The sequence below is a fragment of the Microcoleus sp. S13C4 genome (genome assembly GCF_036700865.1).
GTDB lineage: Bacteria > Cyanobacteriota > Cyanobacteriia > Cyanobacteriales > Microcoleaceae > Microcoleus.
In genome coordinates this window covers 39342-61995 of the sequence record NZ_JAUBPS010000020.1, presented here as the reverse complement: position 1 = coordinate 61995, position 22654 = coordinate 39342, and the positions used below count along the sequence as shown (strand labels likewise).

Genomic DNA, 22654 nt, shown 5'->3' with positions numbered 1-22654 from the left:
GGCTTAAATATCCCCTTACTCTCTTAGCCTGCGAAGGCAGACTTCGTTTGTATAGTAGCGGTTTCAACCACCTACTCTTGATAGTCAGTATCTATTTCAATATCCAGGGTATCTTCATCTATTCTGACATACAGAACATTCGGGCGACAGCAAACCTGACAATCTTCGATATAAGATTGCTCCATACCACCGCTGATATCAACAAAAGTTGTACTCGGTTCGCCGCAGAAAGCACAGTAATATTCAGCCGTTGTTTGCATCTTTCTCGCACTCTCTTTTTGTGACTTCGTGGCGGTAGCGAAACATATCTGTTAACCGCATTTCCACCCACCAACCTAACAACAAATCGACAATCGGGCCGCCCGGTATCGAAAATGCGATCGCATCTGTCAATCTAGTCTTGCCATTTTCTGAGGTAAACTCGTGTCGGTGAACCCAACGTGCCATCGGCCCCTCAGTTTGTTCATCAACAAACAACCGATATTTTTCGCACTCAGTGTGAGTCGCCACCCATTTTACAGGAATCGGCCCCAATAACAGACGAAATTCTGATACAGCACCCACATCGAGTCCCCCTTCGCGGCGAATGATTTTCACCGGTTGCCAAGGCGGAGTCAAAAGTTGCAGAATATCCCGCCTTTCGTGAAAGTTCCAGACTGCTTCAACGGTGGCATTAATCAGCGACGAATATTTAAAATTGGGCATTGTATCGTTGGGCTAGACAGTTAAGTGCGATCGCGTTTCAGCATTTGCAGTATTATCCTCTGTATCAGTACAAACAGCAACTGTTAGTTTCAATCCCAAAGCATTTAGCCAAGTTCCCAGATTGTAAACCGCATCACTTCCTTGCTGCGACAGCAATTCCTCCAGTTTTTTTAAGTGCAATTCATATTCTTCAGGAGTCATTGTTGGTTGACCTAGAGCTTCAGCTACATTGCTGAGAGCAAGTCTGAGTAATGCTTCGTCAGGTTCTTCGCCTTCATCTAATTCAAAATGAGTTTCGAGATAGACTGCCGCATAACTGGGGCTTTTTAGCCGTGCCATCAAAAAGTCATGATATGGTAAACTTTTAGGCATTTTTTTAACTCCTATAATCTGTCCAGTATTCTATGGCTTGGCGAATGTCTCGGTCTTGAGTGCTTTTATCTCCTCCGCACAGAAGAAGTATAATTTTTGTTCCTACTTGCCCAAAATAGATTCGGAAACCAGGACCATAGTCTATCCTTAATTCAAAAACTCCATTTCCAACTGATTGACAATCTCCCAAATTCCCCAAAATAACTCGGTTAAGTCTTTTATCAATAATTGTTGAAATTTTGCTATCTCGGAGCGAATCATACCAGTTATCAAACGGCACTTGACCGTCTGAGGTAACATAACGCTGAATTTCCCTCGGTTGGACTTCTGCCATAATTGTATTATAGTATGTCGCTCCTCATCTTATCTTGAACCGGTTGCCAAGGCGGAGTCAAAAGTTGCAGAAGGTCCGGCCTTTCGTGAAAGTTCCAGACTGCTTCAACGGTAGCATTAATCAGCGACGAATATTTAAAATTGGGCATTGTATCGTTGGGCTAGACAGTTAAGTGTGATCGCGTTTCAGCATTTGCAGTATTATCCTCTGTATCAGTACAAACAGCAACCGTTAGTTTCAATCTTTTGCATCCCGCTATTTCCTAAGTCGTCAACTGCAAATCCTTCGTCCTAAAATGACTCATCGCGTCAGCCAAATGCTTCTTCAAAGTCGCCTCCGGTAGCGGCCCTTTTAAATGACTCCAAGGCAAAACCCGATCCAATTCCCACTCTTGAAAAACATAAAAATCCATCTCCGGCAACTGTCCCCGCAACTCCTTAAATGCCCGCCGATAACTGCCCAAAGTATCGCCGTAGTGCCGCACTAATTCCAACAGCCGAGACAACCGCCGATCGCCCCTGGAGAGCAACCCTTGAATCACAGACCAGTTATAGCTTTCAGGTCTAAATTCTAAACCCAGCTTACGCAATTCTTTATCTAAAAACTTCAGCCTCTTTTCAGCATCTTTATTCACTCCAAACCACTGAAAAGGAGTGTGAGATTTCGGGACAAAAGAGCTGCATCCCAGAGTCAACCGCAAACCGGGAACGGCTTTTCTAATCGCCCGCATCATCGCCACCGTCTCCTCTAAATCCTCCATTTCTTCGCCGGGAATTCCTGCCATCCCGTAAAGTTTAATTCCCTTTAAGCCGCCAGCCTTAGCATTGATAGCAGCTTGAATAATTTCATCATTAGTGAGTTTTTTGTTAACGATTGTGCGGAGGCGATCGCTCCCGCTTTCCACCGCAATTGTCACCGATTTGCTGTCTCTGTTGGTCAATATTTCTGCTAGCTTAACTGTCACCGTATTCGTCCTTACCGAAGAAAGACTCAGCCGCACGCCGTCGTATTTCGGATGATTCAAATGATCCAGCAACGCTTCAAATTCCGGGTGCTGAGTAACTGAAGCACCCAACAAACCCAAACGATTAGTCACAGCTAAACCGCGATCGATCGCCGGAATTAGCGAACTCTCCAAACTCGCAGTTCTAAACGGCAAAGTCAGATAACTTGCCAAACAAAAACGGCACATTTCTGGACAACTCCGAACCACCTCCACCATGTAAATATTTTCCCAAGCAGCTTTTTCTGTCACCACAGTGGAAGCAGATAAAGTATTGCCGCGATAAGTCTGTTTTTCAACCATACTGGGAATTCCCGAATCGACAGGCTGAATCGATTTAATCCCCTCAGCCGCATCCAGATAAGTTACTTCGTACAAACTGGGGACGTAAACTCCCGGAACTTGGGCTAAATGCCGCAATTTAGTTGGTCTGTCGGCGGTACGGACTTGTTTACAAGCATCAATAAAATTGTCTATGAGATTTTCGCCATCTCCGAGCAAAATCACATCAAAAAAATCGGCAAAAGGTTCCGGATTAGCAGTAAAAACCGGGCCGCCGCCGAATACGATCGGATGATTATCAGTTCGTTTTGACGCCCAAATGGGAATTTCTAGAGATTCCAATAAATTGAGAATATTTACATAGTCTAGTTCCCAAGAAAGCGAAAATCCGAGTAATTCTGGATGTCGGGGAAGTTGTTCGCGGATATCAGTAAATAAACGGCCCACTTCAATATCCGATCGCACAGCCAAAGTTGCCCACACTATCTGATAGCCGAGACTGGTAATACCCACCGTGTACTCGTTGGGAAAAGCAAAAATAGTCGGGATAGCATCAGCATCGGGGGTTGCTGGGGCAAATAGCAAGCGTTCTTGAGCAAAGGGATTAGGAGTCATCCGATTTTAGATTTTAGATTTTAGATTTTAGATTAGGGAATTTATCCCACGGATAAATCCGGGGGTTTGTGACCACATTGCTTAGAATCGCGAGCAAGTTTAGCTTTAGCAATAAAAAATCTAATTATAGCTCATAAATGACTCTAGCCTGAAGTTGACACCTCTACCTTCTGATAACTGACTATTGACAAATCACCGAAAGCTATTGGTTGCGAAGCCTCCCGATCCATCAGTGGATAAGCAAAAAAGAGTTCCCCAGCCGATAAACCTGAGAACGGTACAGCCCGTGGGTGGGTTAATTTAAAATCGAAAATCGAAAATCGAAAATCCATTGACTTGTTGAAAGTTAGTCTGAAATAGAATTGCGATCGTCCTGACTTCTAGGTGGCGGTGCACTGTGAAAAGTTGCAATTAGCAAACAGATAATCCCAGCATTAATAAACACATCTGCCAGATTAAACACCGGGAACCGAATGATCCGAAAATCGATAAAATCTACAACATGGCCCGAAACAAATCGATCGATCCCGTTCCCCAGTGCTCCCCCCAAAATCAAACCGTAGCCAGCTTGTTCCCAGCGGTTAATTCGCGGCCCGAACCAAGCCAGCACAATCAATCCCACACTAACGCCCAAAGACAGCCAGCGCAACCAAATCGCCCCGCCATTGCTGAAGAGACTAAAAGCGGCACCAGTATTAACAACATAAGTGAAGTGGAACACTCCGGGTAACAGCGGCTGCGTCTGCGGAGGAATCGTCAAGTCAAAATTTTGCACCACCCAAAACTTAGTCAGGTGGTCTAAAACTAAACTGATAACAGCAGCAATCCAGAACAAGGGATTTCTTTTAAAACGCATGAATTAAGCAATTTAATAGGGGGCATCGGGCATGGGATAATTTACTCAAATTTAGCTGGTTATTGTCACTAGAATGCAGTGAAACTCAGCAATCCCAGCCTTAACGGGATGACTCTCCCGTTGGGCAATGATAGTATAACCTTATTTTGCACAATTCCGAGTTATCTCTTCCTTTTTCCTTCTTCCTTCGCAATTAATAAAACATCAACCGACGTAAAGTAAATGACAGCACTGCGATCGCACAAACAACCGCCAATTGTCCCGGCAGAGGATAAACCGAATATTTAAGAATCTCATCCAATAAAGGTGTTTTTTTTGCCGGAGGCAGCAAGTAAGTAAAAATTAGATAAATTAAGCCGATCGCATGAACAGTAAACAAACCGCACAAACAGCTAAAAGCCATAGATTCCAGCCGCGAAGCTACCTTAAAAGCCACCCAGCCGCACACCCAAGCACCAGGCACAAAACCCAGCAAATACCCAAAACTCGCTTCTTTGAGATAGCCGATGCCGCCGCCTTGAGAAAAAACTGGCCATAAAGTTAATCCTAATGCTAAATAAGCAATTTGCGAGAGAGCCGCAGCATTTTTTCCCCCCATGCAGCCTACTAGCAAAACGGCTCCAATTTGATAGGTAACACCTAAAGAGTACGCCTGAAGTCCTCGATCGTCCCACAAACCAATAGGAATTGTGACAGATGCAGGCAAAAAAGTGCCTCCTATCGTCAGGAGCAAACCAATAACAGCCCAGATTAATTCAATAGGAGCAGGCATTATCATCAAACGGCAGTCGTCATTCGGTATAAGGCAGAAGGCATTTGTCAGAGGCAAGCTTCCATGCCCGCAGCTTTTAAATTCTTAATAGTAGCACTACTGTCCAAAAAACCACCATTCTAGGGTTTTCTGGTTCTCAAGGCTGGATCTTGTGATAATTTAATGGGGAATATTTCGCGATCGGGCGATCGACTGCTTGTTTTCGTAGCTATTTCTCTGCCATATATAGCCATCCTAAATCATTTGTGAATTTCTTACTCCCTCCCCTTGATAAGGGGAGGGTTGGGGTGGGGTCAAAAATTTACGACTCATGTAGGATGGCTATATCTTATAAATGCACAATCGTCAAGCTCATAAATAACATTCATAATATTAATTAATATTAATTTGCGATTAAGTGTAAAGATTCTTAACCTAACCTTTACTTTTGCGCGCTATGCTGATGCGGGACACCCATATAACGATCGCAGATTTTTTATACCTATGCTTTTTCGTCTCAACTTGATTAATCCAAACCGTCTGACTACAGCAATTTCGGCTATGGCGATCGCCCTGAGTTTAGCAGCTTGCGGTGGCGGCAGCACAACCAGCAGCAGCCCCAGCCCCGGCGACACCGCAGCCTCCCCCGGCGCATCCCCCGTTGCAGCCACGGGCACAGCGACAAACACCAAACTTGCCCTCGCCTCAGACGTAGCCATCACCGCAGCCGGCGCGTCATTCCCCGCCCCCCTGTACCAGCGTTGGTTTCAAGACTTCAACAAAATCAACCCCAAAGTACAAATTAACTATCAATCAGTAGGCAGCGGCGCCGGAGTCGAACAATTTACCAAAGGCACAGTAGACTTTGGGGCCAGCGACACCGGCATGAAAGACGACGAAATCGCCAAAGTTCCAGCAGACAAAGGCGTCATCTTGCTGCCCATGACAGCCGGCAGCATCGTCATCGGCTACAATTTACCAGACTTAACCGAACCACTGAAACTGCCCCGGGATGTTTACGCAGATATCTTCGCCGGCAAAATTACCAACTGGAACGATCCCAAAATTGCAGCCGCCAACCCCACCGCTAAATTGCCAGACCAAGCCATCACAATCGTCCACCGTTCCGACGGTAGCGGTACCACCGCCGTCTTCACCAAACACCTGAGTGCCATCAGCCCCGACTGGAAAAGTGCAGTAGGCGACGGCAAAACAGTACAGTGGCCCGTAGGCGTAGGCGCAAAAGGCAACGAAGGCGTCACAGCCCAAGTCCTCCAAACCGTCGGCAGCATCGGCTACGTAGAATACGGCTACGCCAAAAACAACAATCTCAAATTTGCATCTTTGCAAAACAAAGCAGGCACATTTGTAGTACCTACCGACGAATCAGCTTCTCAAGCTTTAGCAACTGTGCCGCTGCCGGAAAACCTGCGAGCATTTATCGAAGACCCCGAAGGCGCTCAATCCTATCCAATTGTCACCTACACTTGGATGCTCGTCCCCAAAAAAGTTACTGACCCCAACAAAGCCAAAGCCATCGAGGCAATGGTTGAATACGGCTTAACTGAAGGTCAAAAAGTTAGTTCCGAATTGGGCTACGTTCCTCTACCCCAAAGCGTTAAAGAAAAAGTAGCAGCGGCCGCGGACGGCATCAGCCCAGATTACAAGATTGAGGTTGGCAAATAGTAATTGTTGACTGTTGACTGTTGACTGTTGTCCGTTGTCAGAGGGAAAAAAGCCCTTGGGCATTGCGCGTGCGGGTAAACATCAGGAAGAACGAAGAGAGATATTTCTGTGGGGCGGGTTTTATCAGAAATATTTGTTGAAAAGTCAGGGGATTAATAAATCCGCCCCTCTTCTATGTAACAATCGGTGCATCTGTGTAGGGGTGGGTTTGACCAGAAATATTTGTTGAAAAGTCAGGGGATTAATAAACCCGCCCCTCTTTGATTTTATTTATGGTCTTTCTTTCTGCTTCCTTCTAGCTTTTTCGGAAACAGACTATTTTTCGCTACTATAGATTTGGTTTTTTTTCTATGATTTCAGATAATAACAGCGCTCAACCACAGACCCGATCGCGCTCTGGGGCAGAAAAATCCTTAGACCAAGGCTTTATCTGGCTCACGCGGATTTTGGCCATAGGAGTTGGTGTAATTTTGCTCGTAATCGCGCTCACCGTTGCTTATCGGGCTTTACCGGCGATTCAACAGTACGGTTTGGGATTTCTATTTGGCAGTAGCTGGAATCCGGTTAAAGAAGAGTACGGTGCGCTGCCAATGATTTACGGGACGATCGTCAGTTCGGCGATCGCGCTCTTAATTGCAGTACCATTAGGAGTAGGGACTGCCATTTTCTTGAGCGAGGACTTTCTGCCGCTGCCAGTGCGTACAGCTTTAGTTTTTTTAGTAGAACTTTTAGCCGCCATTCCCAGCGTAGTCTACGGTTTGTGGGGAATTGCTGTATTGATTCCCATGATTACCACTCTCGGCAAGTTTCTCAACGGCACTTTCGGATGGCTGCCGATTTTTAGCACCCCGCCAGTGGGCCCGGGAATGTTACCAGCCGGAGTAATCTTAGGAATCATGACTTTGCCCATTATTACTGCTATCTCCCGCGACTCTTTGGCAAGTCTCCCCCCCGAATTGCGGCAAGCATCTCTAGGTTTAGGAGCTACTCGCTGGACAACAATTTTTAGAGTGCTCGTACCGGCGGCTTTTTCCGGCATTGTCGGCGGAATTATGCTCGGGCTGGGTCGCGCCATGGGAGAAACAATGGCTGCAACTCTGTTAATTGGCAATTCCAATCAGTTAAGTTTTTCGGTACTAGCTCCCGCAAATACTATTGCTTCTTTGATGGCCAATCAGTTTGCGGAAGCCTCCGGGTTGCAAGTAGCAGCTCTGATGTACACTGGGCTAATTCTGTTTATTATGACACTGATTGTTAATATTTTGGCAGAGTGGATTGTTTCTCAAGTAAGAGCGAAGTACAACTAGAAGTTTGCCGCCATTTCCTACATAGTCTTAGTTTATGTCAAATAGCGTCTCCGACGAGAATCCTTTGGTATCAAAAACAGGCAGTTTAAAGAAGGTTAAAAACAGCCCGCAAGCGCTGTTTAATCTGGCGATGACTGTACTGGCTGGATCTAGTCTGGCCATCACTCTGCTACCTTTGTTTGCGGTGCTTTCCTACGTCACCGTACAAGGTTTCAATCGCCTGAATTTAGATTTGTTTACCAAGCTGCCACCGCCGCCCGGACTATCGGGAGGCGGTATCGCGAATGCAATTGTCGGTACGTTAATGACCGTAGGAATTGCTTCTCTAATTGCTGTTCCTTTTGGTGTATTGGCCGCCGTTTATTTATCTGAATTTAGCAAAGGCTCAATAGCTCGCTGGGTACGCTTTGCTACTAATGTCCTCAGCGGCGTTCCTTCGATTATTGCCGGGGTATTTGCCTACGGTTTGTTCGTGGTAAATATGGGAGGTTTTTCGGCAATTGCAGGGGGTGCGGCGCTGGCTGTGCTGATGTTGCCCACGATTGTGCGGACTACTGACGAAGCTCTACAAATCGTCCCGCAAGATATTAGATGGGCGTCGGTTGGTGTGGGCGCTTCTAATTATCAGACGGTGTTGCAGGTGGTTTTGCCTGCGGCAATTCCGGCTATTTTAACCGGTGTGACTCTGGCAATTGCTCGCGCTGCTGGAGAAACTGCTCCTTTGATTTTCACGGCGCTCAATTCGCCTTTTTGGCCCGCAGGATTTGATAAGCCAACTCCGAGTCTTTCGGTTTTGGTGTACAACTTTGCAACGGTTCCTTTTAAGGCACAGAAAGAATTGGCCTGGGCGGCATCTTTGATTTTGGTGTTGATGGTTTTGCTGACGAGTATTCTTTCTCGCTGGGCTACTCGCCAAAAAGTTTATTGAAGTCATTAGTCATTAGTTATTAGTTATTTGTTAGTCGCTGGGTAAGGCTAATAACCAATAATTAACAACCGATAACCAATAACATTTTCGGCTTAGTTTGTAAAATTCGATTGGATTGTTACTTGTATGATGATAGATTTAGACCAGCAAACGGAAACAGTTTTACGGACAGAAAATATCAATGTTTTTTACGGCGCTTTTCACGCGGTTAAAAATGTTTCAATGGAGATTCCCAAAAATCGCATTACTGCCTTGATTGGGCCGTCGGGCTGCGGTAAAAGTACAATTCTGCGGTGTTTTAACCGCCTCAACGATTTAGTTAACGGTTTTCGTTTAGAGGGTAGAATTGATTACCACGGTCAAAATCTTTACGATCCTGATATTGATGCTGTGGCGGTGCGCCGCAAGATTGGGATGGTGTTTCAAAAGCCGAATCCTTTTCCGAAGTCGATTTATGACAATATTGCTTACGGTGCGAGGGTGAACAATTATAAGGGGGATATGGATGAGCTGGTGGAAAAATCGCTCAGCCAAGCTTATTTGTGGGATGAGGTGAAGGATAAGTTGAAGCAAAGCGGTTTTTCTCTTTCGGGTGGCCAGCAGCAGCGTTTGTGTATTGCTAGGGCGATCGCGATTAATCCTGATGTAGTGTTAATGGATGAACCTTGCGCTTCTCTTGACCCGATTTCTACGATTAAGATTGAGGAGTTGATGCGAGAACTCAAGGAAAAGTATACGATCGTGATCGTTACTCACAATATGCAGCAGGCTTCTCGGGTTTCTGACCTGACTGCTTTTTTCAATGCTAAACTTTCTGACGATGGGAAGCGGTTTGGCTATCTTGTGGAGTGTGACAAGACTGAGGTAATTTTCCAAAGTCCGAAAGAAGAGTCTACTTTGGATTATGTGAGTGGCCGTTTTGGTTGAGTCCGCGACAGGTTTTAAGCTATCGCTACACAAACGAAGTTTCTTTCTAAGAGATTAAAAATATTTAATTTGCTGAGTCTGGTAGCGACAAAAAAAACCCCGTAAAGCTTTTGTGAATTCAGAATCCCCCTTTCTTGGAGAAAGCGGGATTCTGGATTTTATGATTAAAAGCTCGATCGCACTTTTTGCAGATACAAGCCACTGATTTTTGTGAAGAAATGCTCGAAGAGTTCACATTTTCTTCATCCAATACTTGAACAGGTTTTCTTTGACCATGTTTTGCCGCATAACTTCGAGCAAGTATTCCTGAGCTTGGTCTTGGCTTAACCTTTTGACTTCTTCGCGCAGCACTTGAAGTTTGAACTGCTGTTCCATGCTGAGGCTGGTTGTAGGCATATCCATAAATCGCTCCTCCAGTTTGCTGAGATTGATGCGAAATTGATCGGAATGACGTTTCGCAGGATTTGTTGTGTCTCCTACATTGTAAACTATCATAACATTCCCTTGACAATATGTCCAAAGTACACATTTTGAAACTAATTTGTGTCGCAAAAGTACATCAAAGTGGGGGGAGCCTTATCATAAAAAGGCGTAAAGACAGGGAAGCCTAAGCCAAAGGAGCTAGTTCGTATGGATGCAATGGAGTTTTTTCAAAGCAGTGCTGGGGAGTGGCGTTCTCAGCGCAGCACTCACCACCTCGCTTTCCGCCAAGCGGAGATTGGGGATTCAAATATTCAGGTAACGGCGCTGGGTGCGGATGACGCGAGAGTCGCCGAGATTTGCAAGATGCACGAAGTCGATCCGAGCCGGGCTGCTGGGGGGGCTTTTGTGACTTGGCACGGCTCGATGGCGTGGGATAAGGATGATGAGAATCATAAAGGGTCTACGGTGTTCGCGATCGTCCCCGATCCTGAAAATCCCCGGCAGGGTTTGATGTTGCGCGAACGCGGCTATGCGGAAATTGTGCCGGTGGCTGGCCGTTTTGAGATGGATGAGGAGGATGGGCTGCTGCTGATTACCGAATACGAGACGATGAGTTCGATCGAGCGTTTCTGGTTTCCTAATCCGAACGTGCGGATGCGGACGAGTACGGTAAAGCGCTTTGGCGGTTTCAGCACTTCGACTTTTTGCACCGAAATTCGGGTGCAACCAGACTCGGATGCAACATCAGAAGCAGCAGCCGATCAAGTACCCGCCAGCGAGTTTTATTCGGCTCTGGGCTGGTAATTTGTAAGCTCGTTCCCCAGCTCTTAGGCTCGTTCCCCCAGCTTGCCTGGGAATGCTTGGCGGGAGCCGTTTGCCTCCTGTTTGACGAGGCAGAGCCTCGCCGAGTGGCGTTCCTGCCCGCTTCCGGGGAACGAGCCTTCTTTCTGCATAACTTCCCTCTCCCCTCTTCCTCCTTCCCTCTTCCTCCTTCCCTCTTCCTTCTTCCTTCTTCCTTCTTCCCTCTTCCTTCAACCTCCCCAAAGTCAACAAATGTTACAGATTGTTGCAAAAATTCAGGAAAATCAGATTTAGATTGCGGGAATCCCCTAATCTGTATGTTGGTTAGTTGTATCCGTTATGCTGGCAGCTCACGGTGTCAACTATTTCTGAAATTTGAGATAACGGAGATTTTAACGTGGCGCTACCTTTATTAAGCTACGCCCCCAAGAGCCAAAACCAGCGCGTTGCTGGTTTTGAAGTGGGGAGCGACGAGCAGCCGAGAATTTTCACAACTGAAAATGTGCTCTCGTCTGGAGACATGGAAAATTTGATTTGGGCTGGATATCGCCAGATTTACAGCGAACACCAAATCCTCAAGAGCAACCGCCAAAAGTCTTTAGAGTCGCAACTCAAGTTCGGCCAAATTACTGTGCGGGACTTTATTCGCGGTTTGGCGACTTCTTCTCCTTTCCTAGAGCGGAATTACCAAACTAACAGCAACTATCGGTTTGTGGAAATGTGCGTGCAGCGCATTTTGGGCCGGGATGTGTACAGCGAGCGCGAAAAGATTGCTTGGTCGATCGTGGTAGCCAATAAGGGGCCTCAAGGCTTTATTGACGAGTTGGTCAATAGCGAAGAGTACCTGGAAAAGTTCGGCTATGACACAATACCTTACCAGCAGCGCCGAATTTTGCCTCAGCGAGTTGGAGGGGACACTCCTTTCAACTTGAAGACGCCCCGCTACAGCGAATACCACCGTTCGCAGCTTGGCTTCCCGCAAATCATCTGGCAGACTGGCGTGCGCCGTTTTGTTCCTCAAGAGCAGCAACCGAAGGCTGGCGATCCGTCGAACTATTTGGGTATGGCGCGCAATATGCCCCTGCCTGCTAGTCCGCCGCAGCGCGTGCCTCTGGCCAATATCAATATCGAGACCATGGTTCCCCGTCGCCGGTAATTGATGCTGTCTGATGCAATTAGTTGTGTCGGGCGAGCGACTGAATCGATCGGCTTTTAGGCTGAGAGAGTTTTGAGTCTTGAGTTTTGAGGTTTGAGTTTTTTACTAAACTTGGAATCCAAAACTCGGGACTCATAATTTTTTGTCAGTTGACTGTTGACTGTTGACTGTTGTCGGTTGACTGTTGTCATTACCAATTACTAATGTTCTATGCCCTATGCCCTATGCCCAATTATCAAATGTGCGATCGCAGGCGCAATATTTTTAACAAAGTGTTGAATTGATCCGGTAAAGGTGCGATCGCCTCTATTAATTCTCCTGTTACGGGATGCTGCAATGTCAGCCGCCATGCGTGGAGAGCTTGTCCGGTTAAATTGACGCCGATAGAACGGTTGGAACTGTACATCGGGTCGCCGACAATGGGATGTTTTATCTCCGCTGTATGCACGCGAATTTGATGGGTGCGGCCGGTTTCTAATTGATAGTGCATTAAGCAATAGTTGCCGATTCTTTCTTTGATTGTCCAGTGAGTAACTGCGGGGCGACCGCCTTTTTCTACTGGTACTACCGCCATTTTTTTCCGGTCTGTGGGATGCCGCCCTATGGGTAGGTCTATTGTGCCTGTTTCGGTGTTGGGAGCGCCGTAAACTATGCCTAAATATTCGCGGCGGGCTGTTTTAGTTTTGAGTTGGGCTTGCAGGTGTTGGTGGGCTATGTCGGTTTTGGCGATCGCGATCGCACCTGTTGTATCTTTGTCTAATCTGTGTACGATTCCCGGCCGCTGAACTCCGCCTATTTCTGCTAGGGGACAGTGCGCTAACAGAGCGTTGACTAATGTACCGTCTTGGTGTCCGGCGGCTGGATGGACTACTAATCCGGCGGGTTTGTTGATAATAATTAGGCTGTCGTCTTCGTAGAGAATGTCGAGGGGAATTGCTTCGGCCTGCAAGGAAGTGGGCTGGGCTTCTGGTAATGTGAGGTGGATGCGATCGCCCGTTTTTACTGATATTTTTTTCGAGGTGCAGGTTTCGTCGTTGACTTTTACATTGCCTTGTGATATGAGGCTTTGGATTCGCGATCGGGATAAGTCCGGTATCTGGTTTGACAGCCAAATATCTAATCGCTGATTGACATTACTGCGATCGAATTTCTCTGTATTTTCTACTGTGTAAATCTGTGCCGCAGTGTCTGTTTCTATCATTTACTTTTTACTATTTTTTGCCAAGTGTGTAAAGCAAATATCTTCATCATAACATCTGTGAGTTAGTTCGCGATCGCACGGGTAGCGAGAAACCGGGTTTTTTCACTGCAATACTTCGTTTCTGCCCGCAGACTGGGTAAAAAACCCGGTTTCTTTGGTCGGAGTGGTTAAGTCGTTTGAGTATAATCGTCTTTTCTATCGACAATTGTCGCAGTGGCCGCACTGCATAGATTTTGCCTCATTTGCAAACCCAAAAGCTTGCAGCAAAAATTGCCACCTACACTGGCGATGTTTGAGATATTTTGCCATTTCTTCGGCTGCGGTAAAATTTGATTTTTCGGCTTTTTGCTGTGCAGATTTATCGATCGCATAATTAAAAGGATCTTGCCATGTTAATTGTCCGCTGCTGTGCAAGATTGAAAGGGCGAGATCGCTTTCGGGAAATTCGCGGGAAACTGCTTCTATATCGCCTTTAACTGGCAGTTTTTTGGCTAATTGCTGAGCTTCTCGATATTGCGATCGCAATTTATCTTGAAAAAATTGCCCTCTTTGTTTATCTTCAGGATAAAGCAAACCCGTCGGTTCGCTAATCAATGTCAGGGCGATCGCCGATTTGCCGTCGCGTCCGCCTCTACCAATTTCCTGAATGTATTCCGATAATAGCAAAGGTGCTTGAAAGTGAACAACCCACCGGACATCGGGCTTATTAATTCCCATCCCGAATGCTGAGGTACAAGTCACAAATTTAAGCTCATTGTTCAGCCAAGCTTTTTCTATTTTTCTTCGTGATTCGGGGCTCAAACCTGCATGATAGGCGGCTGTTTCATAACCTGCTTCTTTCAACAAATCCGCCAAGTTCTCGCTATCTTTTCTGGTGCGGACATAGACTAAACCGGCTTGTTTTGGTCTAGCTTTGATAAAATTTAATAACTGCTGCTTGCGTCCTCTCCGTGTCCACACAGTCTGCACTTGCAGGTGCAGGTTAGAACGGTAGGGACTTAGCAGAAAGGCTTCTGGTTTTTGCAGTTTCAAGACATTTTTGATTGTTTTTTGTGCTTCCGGGTTGGCGGTAGCGGTGAAAGCTGCGATCGCAATTTTACTATTTGCTGGTTTAGCTTTCAACAAAGCCGATCGCACTGTGCCCAAACGGCGGTAAGCTGGTCTAAAAGTATCGCCCCACTGCACTAAACAGTGAGCTTCATCTAATATTAAACCGTTGATTTGGATGTGCGGCTGACTGATAATTTCCCAGACAGGTTTGCTGAGTAATGTTTCGGGAGACAGGTACAGCAATCTTAATTTGTTTTGTTGCAGCGACTGCATAGTTTGTCGGCGCTGCGCTGTTGGCAATTGACTGTGGAGGAGGGAAGCGGGAAGATTGCGATCGCGCAATTCTTGCACTTGATTTTCCATCAGTGCGACTAACGGCGAAACTACCAACGTTAAGCCTGTTTGTAACAAAGCTGGCAGTTGAAAGCAGATTGATTTGCCACCACCTGTCGGCATAATTATAATTGTATCTTTTCCGGCTAATAAACTGCCGACGATTTCTCCTTGGGGTGGTCGAAAGTCGTCGTATCCCCATATTTTTTGGAAGGCGGCGCGGGCTTGATTTAATGATGTTGGTTCTGGTTGGCATTTCATTTGATTTATCCCCAAATCAGACGTAATGTGAGCAGTGCGTGCCCTACATAATTAAATTTTGTGTAAGTCCTGATGTACCAATAAACCGGGTGGTTGGTTTCATAGTATGCAAGTATCGAGCAGAATAAGTGTTAATTTAATAACAGTTAATAATTTTACTTTTGGAATTATGAACGCAAGCACGTTAAGCGAAGTTTTCAGCTATCGGCAAAAGACTTGTGATCTTTTGGATACCGCAGGTCTAGCAGAAGCAGTGCATGAAGATGGTTTTGCGCTGATTCCTGGTGTACTCAGTCCGTCGGAAGTGGCGCAAACCAAGGAAGCACTCGATCGCCTGCAACCCTTCGGACTCGACGGTAGCAGTTGGAGTGAATTGAACCAGCATTTTAAGTGCGTTTTTAATCGCGATCGCCTGTGGCTCTCCTATGCCGATCGACCCGGTATCATTGAATTAGCCGAAGCATTAATGGGCAGCGATTGCCACATTATCGGCATGACTGCGTGGAAAAGCGGGCCCGGTTATGATGGTTGGCGCGTCCACGTCGATCAGGTGTTTGTACCCGTGCCCGAAAGCGTGTTTGCCGATCGCACTTTTCAACTGCCAGTATGGATTTGTACAGCCCATTTCTATCTCAGCGACATCGCAGAAGACCTCTGTCCTACCTACATTATTCCTGGTAGTTACAAGTCTGGTCGAAAACCAGATCGCGGGGAAGAAACTTGGAACGGACACTCCCCAGAACCAGTTTTATGCAAAGCCGGAGATGTGTTATTTTTTCGCAGTGAAATTTGGCACTCCGGCGGCCGAAATACGACCACAGATGGAACTCGCTACTTACTGCAAGTGCATTATTCCCACCGCAACATCGCCCAGAAATTTTCGCCTTGGCCGTGGCAGTTTAACCCCGAAATTATCGCTACCGCTACTGAACGGCAACTGCGGCTTTTAGGCAAGCATCCCGAGTCAAATTACGGGTGAAATATATGATAAATTTGAGACTTAAATTGCATTAATTGCCTCCCCATAACAGGCAATTATCTGCGTTTATCTGTGTTTATCTGCCTTAGATCTGCGGTTGACGGACCCTCTCAAAAATTTATGTAATTGCTCGTCTATTTTAGATTTTGAGTTTTGGATTTGAGAAGATCGTCCATTCTAGAACCCTGCGAATTCCCGAATATCTTCAGCAATCCAAAATCCAAAATCCAAACTCTAAAATCGCCTAAGATTGACCGTCACGGCGGCCGAGTTCGTAAACGCCGCCACCAATACAGGCGATCGTACCCATAGATACCGCCCAACCAGTGCCCAGAGACAATTCGACCCCCCAATTGCACAATCCGCCCACAATCAAAAAGGGCAAAATGCTCAACAGCGAAGCGTAAAAGGCATTTTGAGCTTCTCTCGCTTGGCGGGTTCTTTCAAACTCGGCTTCCGACGTGTAGAGGGATCTCTCGGCAAAATTCATCCAGCGGTTGAGTTGCAGGATTACCCATTCTGTCAGGGGCGACAAACCCCAGTACAAAGCCAAAGACCACAAGGACGCACCGGCGATCGCAGTTGCATCTATCGCAAAACTAAAGGGAAAAATTTCAGTAAGCATTGCTTGATGTGTGTTATGAATTTGAGATGTTGGATGAGATCCAAAATCCCCGAACTACTATAGTGTTAAGCAAAAGCTCGATCGAATTCAACCGCAGCACGAATTCCTCGGCCAATTTTTTTTTATCACCCCTGGGCATTTACCCGGAAGCCTTGACACGGGTTTTGGATGGAGTAAGATACACGTTGTTGATAAACTGATTCGCGATCGCGGGTAGAGCTCAAAGCCAATCTTGCAGCGAATTGGCATAATTTACATCTTGCGCCCTTCTCAACAACGGGGAAGATACCCGTTCCACAAAGAATGATTTTTTTGGTGGGCCGGAAAGCCCGCCCCTGAAAGCTTTATTGACAAGGGTGCAAGATGTGAGCCTAACAGACAACGCACACTCACACACACATTTAACTTTGAGCCGTGAAAAAAATCCTGCAAGACTCTAGAGGCCCGCTGACGGTAAAACGCTTTTTTCGTCTCAGACAGATGCTGCTGCTGGCACTTTCGATCGGCATTGTGTTAATCAGCCCTTATTTGCAGCAGCAGGTGGTCAAAGCTCAGTCAGGCTTACCAAGCAGAGTAGCGACGGGTAATTTGTGGCAAGAAGCTTCTTTTCCAGTCGAAAACTTTGAAACATACACTTCCGCCTTCGGCCCCCGCGGGGGAGATTTTCATTACGGTTTGGACATGGCGGCCCCGGAAGGCAGCTATATCCGCAATTGGTGGGCCGGGCAAATTGTGGAAGTTTGGGAAGATGGCCGGTGCGGCACTGGTATGGTGGTGCGATCTGGAAATTGGGAACACATCTACTGTCACCTCAGAGGCCGAGTGCTAACGGCTAACGGCGGGCGTTATTATACCGATAGCGAAGGTACCTTGCAAATTTGGCAGGGTCAAACTGTGCCTGCGGGTGCGAGAATTGCCAGAGTTGGGATGACCGGCCGCACGAGTGGGCCTCACTTGCACTGGGGATTGAAGTACGGCGGCCGCTGGGTAGACCCGGCTTTGGTACTCCGGGAAATGTACGCGCAACAATCTTAAACAGTTGACAGTTGACAGTTATTACCAATAATATATTGTCCGGTTAAACACTTGTCATTGCGACCGTAGAGAAGCAATCGCAGAAACATTGCGATTGCTTGGTTTCACTCCCTGCGGACATATCGTAAGTGATTAGGCGGACATGATATAACGAATGACCACTGACCACTGCCAACTGACTCTTTACCTCGGTGTCAACTCTTTTTTGGTCAACTCGCTGTACCGAGAGACAATTTGACGGAATTCGTCGCCGTCGATCGTTTCTTCATCCAACAGCGCTTCGACAAGTTTGTCTACCAAATGGCGGTTTTCACGGATAATCCGGCGAGCTTCTTCGTAGCAGTTAAAGGCAATTTCCCGGACTTGCCGATCGATCTTGATTGCCATTTCTTCGGAATACTCTGATCGCGAATTCCAGCTCTGACCCAAAAAGACCTCATTGTTCGGACTTTCCAAAGCCACAGGCCCCAAATCCGACATTCCATAAAGCGTTACCATCTCCCTCGCGAGACTGCTAACTGCTTTGATATCGCCGCTGGCACCCATGGTTACTTCAGCATCGCCGTAAACTTCAGCCTCTGTCGCCCGTCCCCCCAAGGCTACTGTAATCTGGCTTAACAGCCAAGCCCGACTCCTCAGACCTTCACTATCGAGCATTTCGTCGTCGAGGGCAAACTTAGCAAAGCCTGCGATACCGCCGGAACGGGGAATAATCGTTACTTTTTCAAGTGGATCGGCATTTTTGAGCATGGTCGCGACTAGGGCGTGTCCGACTTCGTGGTATGCTACTATCCACTTTTTCTTGCTATCTAGCAGCGGGTTGAGGCTAAGCCCGATCGTGATCCGGTCGAGCGCGTCGTAAACTTCTAAGTTGCTAATAGTGTCTTTACGACGCCGCGCGGTGAGAATTGCTGCTTCGTTGAGCAAGTTTGCCAAGTCGGCGCCGGAAAAGCCGGGAGTGCGACGGGCGATCGTGTCTAGGGCAACTTCTGGGTCGAGTTTTTTGTTGCGCGCGTGAACTTGCAAAATCCCTAAACGCCCTTTGTAACTGGGCAAATCTACCGTTACTTGGCGATCGAACCTGCCGGGCCGCAGCAGGGCGGTATCGAGTACGTCGGGGCGGTTAGTAGCTGCAATCACAATCACGCCACTGTTACCCTCAAAGCCGTCCATTTCTGTCAGCAACTGATTGAGAGTTTGTTCGCGTTCGTCGTTGCCGCCGCCGATACCAGCGCCGCGCTGCCTTCCTACGGCGTCTATTTCGTCGATGAAGACGATGCAGGGCGAATTTTCTTTAGCTTTGCGGAACAAGTCGCGGACGCGGGAGGCGCCAACTCCGACAAACATTTCGACAAATTCGGAACCGGAGATGCTGAAGAAGGGGACGGCTGCTTCGCCTGCGATGGCTTTTGCCAGCATTGTTTTGCCGGTTCCTGGAGGCCCGATTAACAGAACTCCTCTGGGAATTTTGGCGCCTATGGCGTTGAACCGTTCGGGTTTTTTGAGGAAGGTTACGACTTCTTGCAGTTCTTCTTTAGCTTCTTCGATGCCTGCTACGTCGTCGAACATCACGCCGGTTTTGGCTTCCATTTGGAAACGAGCTTTGGATTTGCCGAAGTTCATGGCATTTCCTTGAGATTGGGTCGATCGGCGCAGGATTGCCATCAACACTGCCAACACTGCAAAAATCACTAGCAAGTTTACTACTAAACTGACTGCGGCCGCGTTGTCGGCTGTTTGTTTGACTTCAAAGTCAATCTTTTTGGCGCGGATTTGCGAGTACAGTTCTCGGTTGTTGTAGTCGAACAGACTAACTGATTGGGTTAAATCGCTTTTTTGATTTTTTAGCTTAACCTTGGCAGTTTTTTGAGTTTCGTCTACTTCGATTTTACTGACTTGCCCTTTTTCTATGTTGTCGATCAGTTGGCTGTAACTCATGGTGTTTGGCGCGCTGTCGGCAAACACCGGGGTCGAGAGCAATATTCCTTGAGAAATCACCAAACTGCCCAGGATGCGCCAAAGATTCCGTCCTGGAATTGATTTTTTAGGATTCTGGCTCGATTTGTCTTTGTTTACAGCTAGATGCCCCAGCCATGCGTGTTTCCAAGAATTTTTCATATTGCTTTGCCCAAGGTTGAAGACTGCCAAGATTGACCGCTTTTGGTTTGCTACGTTCATTTATTTTAACAAGATGGCGAGTGTTGAATGGGTTTATCTCTCGCTGGATCTCAAGAGACCCCTCAAGAGGGGGGTTTTGAATCCACTGTTCCTCTAGAAACCGGGTTTTTTACCTAATCTGGGGGCTGCAAGGAAGTATTTTGCTCAAAAAACCCGGTTTCTGGGCCCCATCCGTAAATCTAAAATCTAAAATCGATTGACAGTTGTCTATCGAACTTGCTATGTTAATCATACTCGTAATGAGTACGTTTTAGAAAAACAGTTATTGTTTTTAAGCTTTATGGTAAAAATAGTCGGCATTGGTGGAAGTTTGCGGGCTGGCTCCTACAGCCAGTTAGCATTGGAGGTGGCAGCAGAACGGGCGCAGGTCCTGGGCGCAGAAGTTGAAATCTTCGATTTGCGATCGCTAAATCTGCCATTCTGCAATGGTGAGAATGATTATATCGATTACCCGGATGTGGAAAAGCTGCAGAATGCGGTTAAGCAAGCCGACGGCTTGATATTGGCAACACCGGAGTATCACGGTAGCGTCAGCGGTGCTCTCAAGAATGCCCTAGATTTGATGAGTTTTGAGCATTTGGACGGGAAAGTTGCGGGTGCGATTAGCGTTTTGGGAGGGCAAGTTAACAGCAACGCACTCAACGATTTGCGCGTGATTTTGAGATGGGTGCACGCTTGGGTAATTCCGGAACAAATTGCGATCGGACAAGCTTGGAAAGCTTTTAGTCCTGATGGTAAATTGTTGGATGAAAAACTGTCTGAAAGGTTCGACGAATTTGCTCGGAGTTTGGTAGAAAATACGCGGAAATTGCAAGGAATTTCGTAATTGTATTTCAGGAAAAACGCACTCCTGGACGCAACTGGCCTATTATTCGGATGCGTCAGTTGCCATAATTTCTCGATTTGAAGAGCTTTTTTCTCTAGTAGAGCACCCTACAAGCTGTAATGTAACAGTCAACAGTCAACAGTCAACAGTCAACAGAGTTAAAATGGCATATCGATCATGTCTCCGAAAGGATGGGGTACGTCGATCGGCATTCTTCCGGGTTTTGACTCATATTTGTCAATCCAGTTTTTGGCCAATTCCAAAGCTTCCTCCTCAGTCTTGGCATTTTGGACGGCGACGTGGCGGTTGCCGCGACTATCCCAAACCTCGACGTAGAAGACTTTCTGAGATTGAATAATCCAACCTTTATAAGTGTCTGCTGGTTCCATAGTGAGAATCCTAAAATAATCGGGCGGGGAGTTCCACTGGCGAGCTAATTGTAAATATTGCCCTGCATAAAATGAATTTTACGGAGGTTTCTATAGTATTTTTGGAAAAAAGTCAGTTTTACGGTTAACCTCATGACTCGACTCCTGAAGCAATTATTTAACTGGAGAAAATATCTCCAACCTTTGGCGACGACGATCGCGATCGCCCTAATCGCATCGCAGATGGCGGTATTGCCAGCATTGGCGACGGGTGTATACGAAATCCCACTGTTGTCGGCGGGCGATCGAACTTGGGTGTTCGACAAAGGCGACGTGCTCAGCCGCAGCAGCGAAAGCAATATCAGCAGCGTGCTCGACAATCTGGAAAACAAAACAGGGAAACAAGTCAGATTTGTCACCATCCACCGCTTAGACTACGGCGAAACGGCTGCCACTTTCACCGACCAACTGTTTGAACAGTGGTTTCCCGCAAAAGAAGACCAGACTAATCAAATTTTACTCGTTCTCGACACTGTTACCAACAGCGCGGCAATTCGCACCGGCGAAGGGGTTAAGTCCCTGCTAACCGATGAAATTGCCCAGAGTGTAGCTGGGGAAACCGTGCAAGTGCCGCTGCGGGAAGCCAATAAATACAACGAGGCATTTACGGCTGCAAGTACGCGCATTGCAACTGTTTTGTCGGGCGAACCCGATCCGGGTCCTCCTGAAGTTGTGGACAACATTCAAGTTGAAGGCACGTTTAAAAAAGCTGAAGAAACAGACCAAGGCAATGCCACAGTTGTTGTGGTTGTGCTGTTGGTATTGGCGACAGTGATTCCGATGGTGACTTATTTCTGGTATCAAGGTTTTTCTTGAACAGTTGACTGTTGACTGTTGACTGTTGACTGTTGACAGCGAGGTTTTTAAACAGTTGATGCTTCGACTAATCTTGAACGTATTCTCGATCGCTCAACAATGCAATTTCTGCCCGTACAAATTCCCGTCCCAGATAAGCCGCGTGATCTAACATTGTCACCGGGCTGGGGCGGGTTTCTTCTAGGATTTTGACGCAAAGCTCTTTGGCGGTTCTGCCGGTAAAAAGTGTGACTTCTGTGCGTTCTACTTTGCCACGGGCGGGGATTGGTTTACCAGTTTCGGGATCGACGGCCAGGCCTCGATCGTCGATGATGTTGGTGAAATGTTTGGCACAAATTAAGCTGGTTTCGCGATCGAGATAGATGATGAAGTAGCCGCCTGGATCGAGGTCGATGTGGCGTTTGGATAGCTTGTCATCAATTGCGGTGAGGTTTTCCAAGGTTTGACTCATGGTTGGTGAAAGAAAGTAAACAATAGCTGTAATTTTTGCTGCTATTTCTAGTTTAGTCGGCTGCGGGACAAGTTTGGGACATTGGTTGGATGCGGGGGAAAGTTTGGGCGATCGACATTCTCTGGGATATCTCTGGGGACAGGGCTGAGCCTAAGTCCGGTGCGGGGTTGTGCGATTTTTAATGAGTGGTATAAGATTGAGGGCTGTAGGAAGAGTTGTTGAAATTGATAGAATGAACCGCAGAGAGCGCAGAGAACGCAGAGTGAAATAAGAGAGAAAAATAAAATATGTTATCATTGGGATGAATAACATTTTGTATTAAATT

24 protein-coding genes and 1 pseudogene are annotated in these 22654 nt (G+C 46.8%); 10 read left to right on the top strand and 15 right to left on the bottom strand.

Annotation, left to right across the window (positions count from 1 at the left end; all coding sequences use genetic code 11):
* Positions 1-71 precede the first annotated feature (71 nt).
* The 8 genes and pseudogenes from QT996_RS11210 to QT996_RS11175 form a co-directional block, all read right to left on the bottom strand.
* The gene (locus QT996_RS11210) at positions 72-260 is read right to left on the bottom strand and encodes a CPXCG motif-containing cysteine-rich protein (RefSeq protein ID WP_006635525.1); all 189 of its coding nucleotides are present in this window, start codon (positions 258-260) and stop codon (positions 72-74) included.
* Positions 244-705, bottom strand: a complete 462-nt coding sequence (locus QT996_RS11205) for an SRPBCC family protein (protein ID WP_333046587.1) — start codon at positions 703-705, stop codon at positions 244-246. The genes QT996_RS11210 and QT996_RS11205 overlap by 17 nt, the downstream gene beginning before the upstream one ends.
* A gap of 12 nt (positions 706-717) precedes the next feature.
* Entirely contained in the window at positions 718-1077 is a 360-nt protein-coding gene (locus QT996_RS11200) for a transcriptional regulator (RefSeq protein WP_333046585.1), read from the bottom strand.
* 4 nt (positions 1078-1081) lie between these two features.
* Positions 1082-1411, bottom strand: coding sequence for a type II toxin-antitoxin system RelE/ParE family toxin (locus QT996_RS11195; RefSeq protein WP_333046584.1), 330 nt, complete (start codon positions 1409-1411; stop codon positions 1082-1084).
* Positions 1412-1445: 34 nt separating this feature from the next.
* Positions 1446-1559, bottom strand: a pseudogene (locus QT996_RS11190) (SRPBCC family protein); the annotation flags it as partial.
* A 114-nt stretch (positions 1560-1673) separates the two neighbouring features.
* Positions 1674-3311, bottom strand: a complete 1638-nt coding sequence (locus QT996_RS11185; RefSeq protein WP_333046582.1) for a radical SAM protein — start codon at positions 3309-3311, stop codon at positions 1674-1676.
* A 346-nt stretch (positions 3312-3657) separates the two neighbouring features.
* Positions 3658-4167: a signal peptidase II gene (gene lspA / locus QT996_RS11180; protein ID WP_333046580.1), complete on the bottom strand. Its 510-nt coding sequence runs from the start codon at positions 4165-4167 to the stop codon at positions 3658-3660.
* 193 nt (positions 4168-4360) lie between these two features.
* Positions 4361-4939 (bottom strand): biotin transporter BioY, encoded by a 579-nt coding sequence (locus tag QT996_RS11175; protein WP_333046579.1) that lies wholly within the window; start codon positions 4937-4939, stop codon positions 4361-4363.
* Positions 4940-5422: 483 nt separating this feature from the next.
* On the opposite strand from QT996_RS11175, the gene pstS reads away from it, so the two are divergent.
* From pstS to pstB, 4 genes are all read left to right on the top strand, one after another.
* Complete coding sequence (pstS, locus tag QT996_RS11170) at positions 5423-6604, top strand: phosphate ABC transporter substrate-binding protein PstS (RefSeq protein ID WP_333046576.1); 1182 nt, start codon at positions 5423-5425, stop codon at positions 6602-6604.
* Between the two features lie 350 nt (positions 6605-6954).
* Entirely contained in the window at positions 6955-7911 is a 957-nt protein-coding gene (gene pstC, locus QT996_RS11165; RefSeq protein WP_333046575.1) for a phosphate ABC transporter permease subunit PstC, read from the top strand.
* A 34-nt stretch (positions 7912-7945) separates the two neighbouring features.
* Complete coding sequence (gene pstA, locus QT996_RS11160; RefSeq protein ID WP_333046573.1) at positions 7946-8839, top strand: phosphate ABC transporter permease PstA; 894 nt, start codon at positions 7946-7948, stop codon at positions 8837-8839.
* Between the two features lie 126 nt (positions 8840-8965).
* Positions 8966-9766, top strand: coding sequence for a phosphate ABC transporter ATP-binding protein PstB (pstB, locus tag QT996_RS11155; protein WP_333046572.1), 801 nt, complete (start codon positions 8966-8968; stop codon positions 9764-9766).
* A 231-nt stretch (positions 9767-9997) separates the two neighbouring features.
* Here the strand turns inward: pstB and QT996_RS28630 are convergent, their stop codons facing one another.
* Positions 9998-10261: an NblA/ycf18 family protein gene (locus QT996_RS28630; protein WP_006635534.1), complete on the bottom strand. Its 264-nt coding sequence runs from the start codon at positions 10259-10261 to the stop codon at positions 9998-10000.
* Positions 10262-10396: 135 nt separating this feature from the next.
* On the opposite strand from QT996_RS28630, the gene QT996_RS11145 reads away from it, so the two are divergent.
* Both QT996_RS11145 and QT996_RS11140 read left to right on the top strand, forming a co-directional pair.
* Positions 10397-10993, top strand: a complete 597-nt coding sequence (locus QT996_RS11145; RefSeq protein WP_333046571.1) for a phycobiliprotein lyase — start codon at positions 10397-10399, stop codon at positions 10991-10993.
* Positions 10994-11387: 394 nt separating this feature from the next.
* Complete coding sequence (locus QT996_RS11140; RefSeq protein WP_333046569.1) at positions 11388-12146, top strand: phycobilisome rod-core linker polypeptide; 759 nt, start codon at positions 11388-11390, stop codon at positions 12144-12146.
* A 235-nt stretch (positions 12147-12381) separates the two neighbouring features.
* Here QT996_RS11140 and QT996_RS11135 read toward each other — a convergent pair whose 3' ends face one another.
* Positions 12382-13347, bottom strand: a complete 966-nt coding sequence (locus tag QT996_RS11135) for an RluA family pseudouridine synthase (protein ID WP_333046568.1) — start codon at positions 13345-13347, stop codon at positions 12382-12384.
* A 195-nt stretch (positions 13348-13542) separates the two neighbouring features.
* On the bottom strand, positions 13543-14991 hold the full coding sequence (locus tag QT996_RS11130; protein WP_333046566.1) for a RecQ family ATP-dependent DNA helicase: 1449 nt from the start codon (positions 14989-14991) through the stop codon (positions 13543-13545).
* A gap of 169 nt (positions 14992-15160) precedes the next feature.
* Between QT996_RS11130 and QT996_RS11125 the strand changes: the two genes are divergently transcribed.
* Positions 15161-15970: a phytanoyl-CoA dioxygenase family protein gene (locus QT996_RS11125; RefSeq protein ID WP_333046565.1), complete on the top strand. Its 810-nt coding sequence runs from the start codon at positions 15161-15163 to the stop codon at positions 15968-15970.
* Positions 15971-16214: 244 nt separating this feature from the next.
* Here QT996_RS11125 and QT996_RS11120 read toward each other — a convergent pair whose 3' ends face one another.
* Positions 16215-16595, bottom strand: coding sequence for a hypothetical protein (locus QT996_RS11120; protein WP_333046563.1), 381 nt, complete (start codon positions 16593-16595; stop codon positions 16215-16217).
* Positions 16596-17009: 414 nt separating this feature from the next.
* Here QT996_RS11120 and QT996_RS11115 point away from each other — a divergent pair, with 414 nt between their 5' ends.
* Entirely contained in the window at positions 17010-17630 is a 621-nt protein-coding gene (locus QT996_RS11115; protein WP_445243923.1) for a M23 family metallopeptidase, read from the top strand.
* Between the two features lie 183 nt (positions 17631-17813).
* On the opposite strand, the gene ftsH is transcribed toward QT996_RS11115, so the two are convergent.
* A complete protein-coding gene (gene ftsH, locus QT996_RS11110) occupies positions 17814-19748 on the bottom strand; it encodes an ATP-dependent zinc metalloprotease FtsH (protein ID WP_333046562.1) in 1935 nt (644 codons plus the stop codon).
* Positions 19749-20088: 340 nt separating this feature from the next.
* Here ftsH and QT996_RS11105 point away from each other — a divergent pair, with 340 nt between their 5' ends.
* A complete protein-coding gene (locus tag QT996_RS11105) occupies positions 20089-20634 on the top strand; it encodes an NADPH-dependent FMN reductase (protein WP_333046618.1) in 546 nt (181 codons plus the stop codon).
* 158 nt (positions 20635-20792) lie between these two features.
* Here QT996_RS11105 and QT996_RS11100 read toward each other — a convergent pair whose 3' ends face one another.
* Entirely contained in the window at positions 20793-21023 is a 231-nt protein-coding gene (locus tag QT996_RS11100; protein WP_333046561.1) for a hypothetical protein, read from the bottom strand.
* A 132-nt stretch (positions 21024-21155) separates the two neighbouring features.
* Between QT996_RS11100 and psb32 the strand changes: the two genes are divergently transcribed.
* On the top strand, positions 21156-21878 hold the full coding sequence (gene psb32, locus QT996_RS11095; RefSeq protein WP_333046560.1) for a photosystem II repair protein Psb32: 723 nt from the start codon (positions 21156-21158) through the stop codon (positions 21876-21878).
* Positions 21879-21945: 67 nt separating this feature from the next.
* Here psb32 and QT996_RS11090 read toward each other — a convergent pair whose 3' ends face one another.
* Positions 21946-22329: a DUF4346 domain-containing protein gene (locus QT996_RS11090; protein WP_190734275.1), complete on the bottom strand. Its 384-nt coding sequence runs from the start codon at positions 22327-22329 to the stop codon at positions 21946-21948.
* Between the last annotated feature and the right edge of the window lie 325 nt (positions 22330-22654).

What these genes read in the sequence shown, in the direction of transcription:
- QT996_RS11210 (WP_006635525.1), bottom strand. Translation starts at nt 260, where the DNA reads ATGCAAACAACGGCTGAATATTACTGTGCTTTCTGCGGCGAACCGAGT.
- QT996_RS11205 (WP_333046587.1), bottom strand. Translation starts at nt 705, where the DNA reads ATGCCCAATTTTAAATATTCGTCGCTGATTAATGCCACCGTTGAAGCA.
- QT996_RS11200 (WP_333046585.1), bottom strand. Translation starts at nt 1,077, where the DNA reads ATGCCTAAAAGTTTACCATATCATGACTTTTTGATGGCACGGCTAAAA.
- QT996_RS11195 (WP_333046584.1), bottom strand. Translation starts at nt 1,411, where the DNA reads ATGGCAGAAGTCCAACCGAGGGAAATTCAGCGTTATGTTACCTCAGAC.
- QT996_RS11185 (WP_333046582.1), bottom strand. Translation starts at nt 3,311, where the DNA reads ATGACTCCTAATCCCTTTGCTCAAGAACGCTTGCTATTTGCCCCAGCA.
- lspA (WP_333046580.1), bottom strand. Translation starts at nt 4,167, where the DNA reads ATGCGTTTTAAAAGAAATCCCTTGTTCTGGATTGCTGCTGTTATCAGT.
- QT996_RS11175 (WP_333046579.1), bottom strand. Translation starts at nt 4,939, where the DNA reads ATGCCTGCTCCTATTGAATTAATCTGGGCTGTTATTGGTTTGCTCCTG.
- pstS (WP_333046576.1), top strand. Translation starts at nt 5,423, where the DNA reads ATGCTTTTTCGTCTCAACTTGATTAATCCAAACCGTCTGACTACAGCA.
- pstC (WP_333046575.1), top strand. Translation starts at nt 6,955, where the DNA reads ATGATTTCAGATAATAACAGCGCTCAACCACAGACCCGATCGCGCTCT.
- pstA (WP_333046573.1), top strand. Translation starts at nt 7,946, where the DNA reads ATGTCAAATAGCGTCTCCGACGAGAATCCTTTGGTATCAAAAACAGGC.
- pstB (WP_333046572.1), top strand. Translation starts at nt 8,966, where the DNA reads ATGATGATAGATTTAGACCAGCAAACGGAAACAGTTTTACGGACAGAA.
- QT996_RS28630 (WP_006635534.1), bottom strand. Translation starts at nt 10,261, where the DNA reads ATGATAGTTTACAATGTAGGAGACACAACAAATCCTGCGAAACGTCAT.
- QT996_RS11145 (WP_333046571.1), top strand. Translation starts at nt 10,397, where the DNA reads ATGGATGCAATGGAGTTTTTTCAAAGCAGTGCTGGGGAGTGGCGTTCT.
- QT996_RS11135 (WP_333046568.1), bottom strand. Translation starts at nt 13,347, where the DNA reads ATGATAGAAACAGACACTGCGGCACAGATTTACACAGTAGAAAATACA.
- QT996_RS11130 (WP_333046566.1), bottom strand. Translation starts at nt 14,991, where the DNA reads ATGAAATGCCAACCAGAACCAACATCATTAAATCAAGCCCGCGCCGCC.
- QT996_RS11125 (WP_333046565.1), top strand. Translation starts at nt 15,161, where the DNA reads ATGAACGCAAGCACGTTAAGCGAAGTTTTCAGCTATCGGCAAAAGACT.
- QT996_RS11120 (WP_333046563.1), bottom strand. Translation starts at nt 16,595, where the DNA reads ATGCTTACTGAAATTTTTCCCTTTAGTTTTGCGATAGATGCAACTGCG.
- ftsH (WP_333046562.1), bottom strand. Translation starts at nt 19,748, where the DNA reads ATGAAAAATTCTTGGAAACACGCATGGCTGGGGCATCTAGCTGTAAAC.
- QT996_RS11105 (WP_333046618.1), top strand. Translation starts at nt 20,089, where the DNA reads ATGGTAAAAATAGTCGGCATTGGTGGAAGTTTGCGGGCTGGCTCCTAC.
- QT996_RS11100 (WP_333046561.1), bottom strand. Translation starts at nt 21,023, where the DNA reads ATGGAACCAGCAGACACTTATAAAGGTTGGATTATTCAATCTCAGAAA.
- psb32 (WP_333046560.1), top strand. Translation starts at nt 21,156, where the DNA reads ATGACTCGACTCCTGAAGCAATTATTTAACTGGAGAAAATATCTCCAA.
- QT996_RS11090 (WP_190734275.1), bottom strand. Translation starts at nt 22,329, where the DNA reads ATGAGTCAAACCTTGGAAAACCTCACCGCAATTGATGACAAGCTATCC.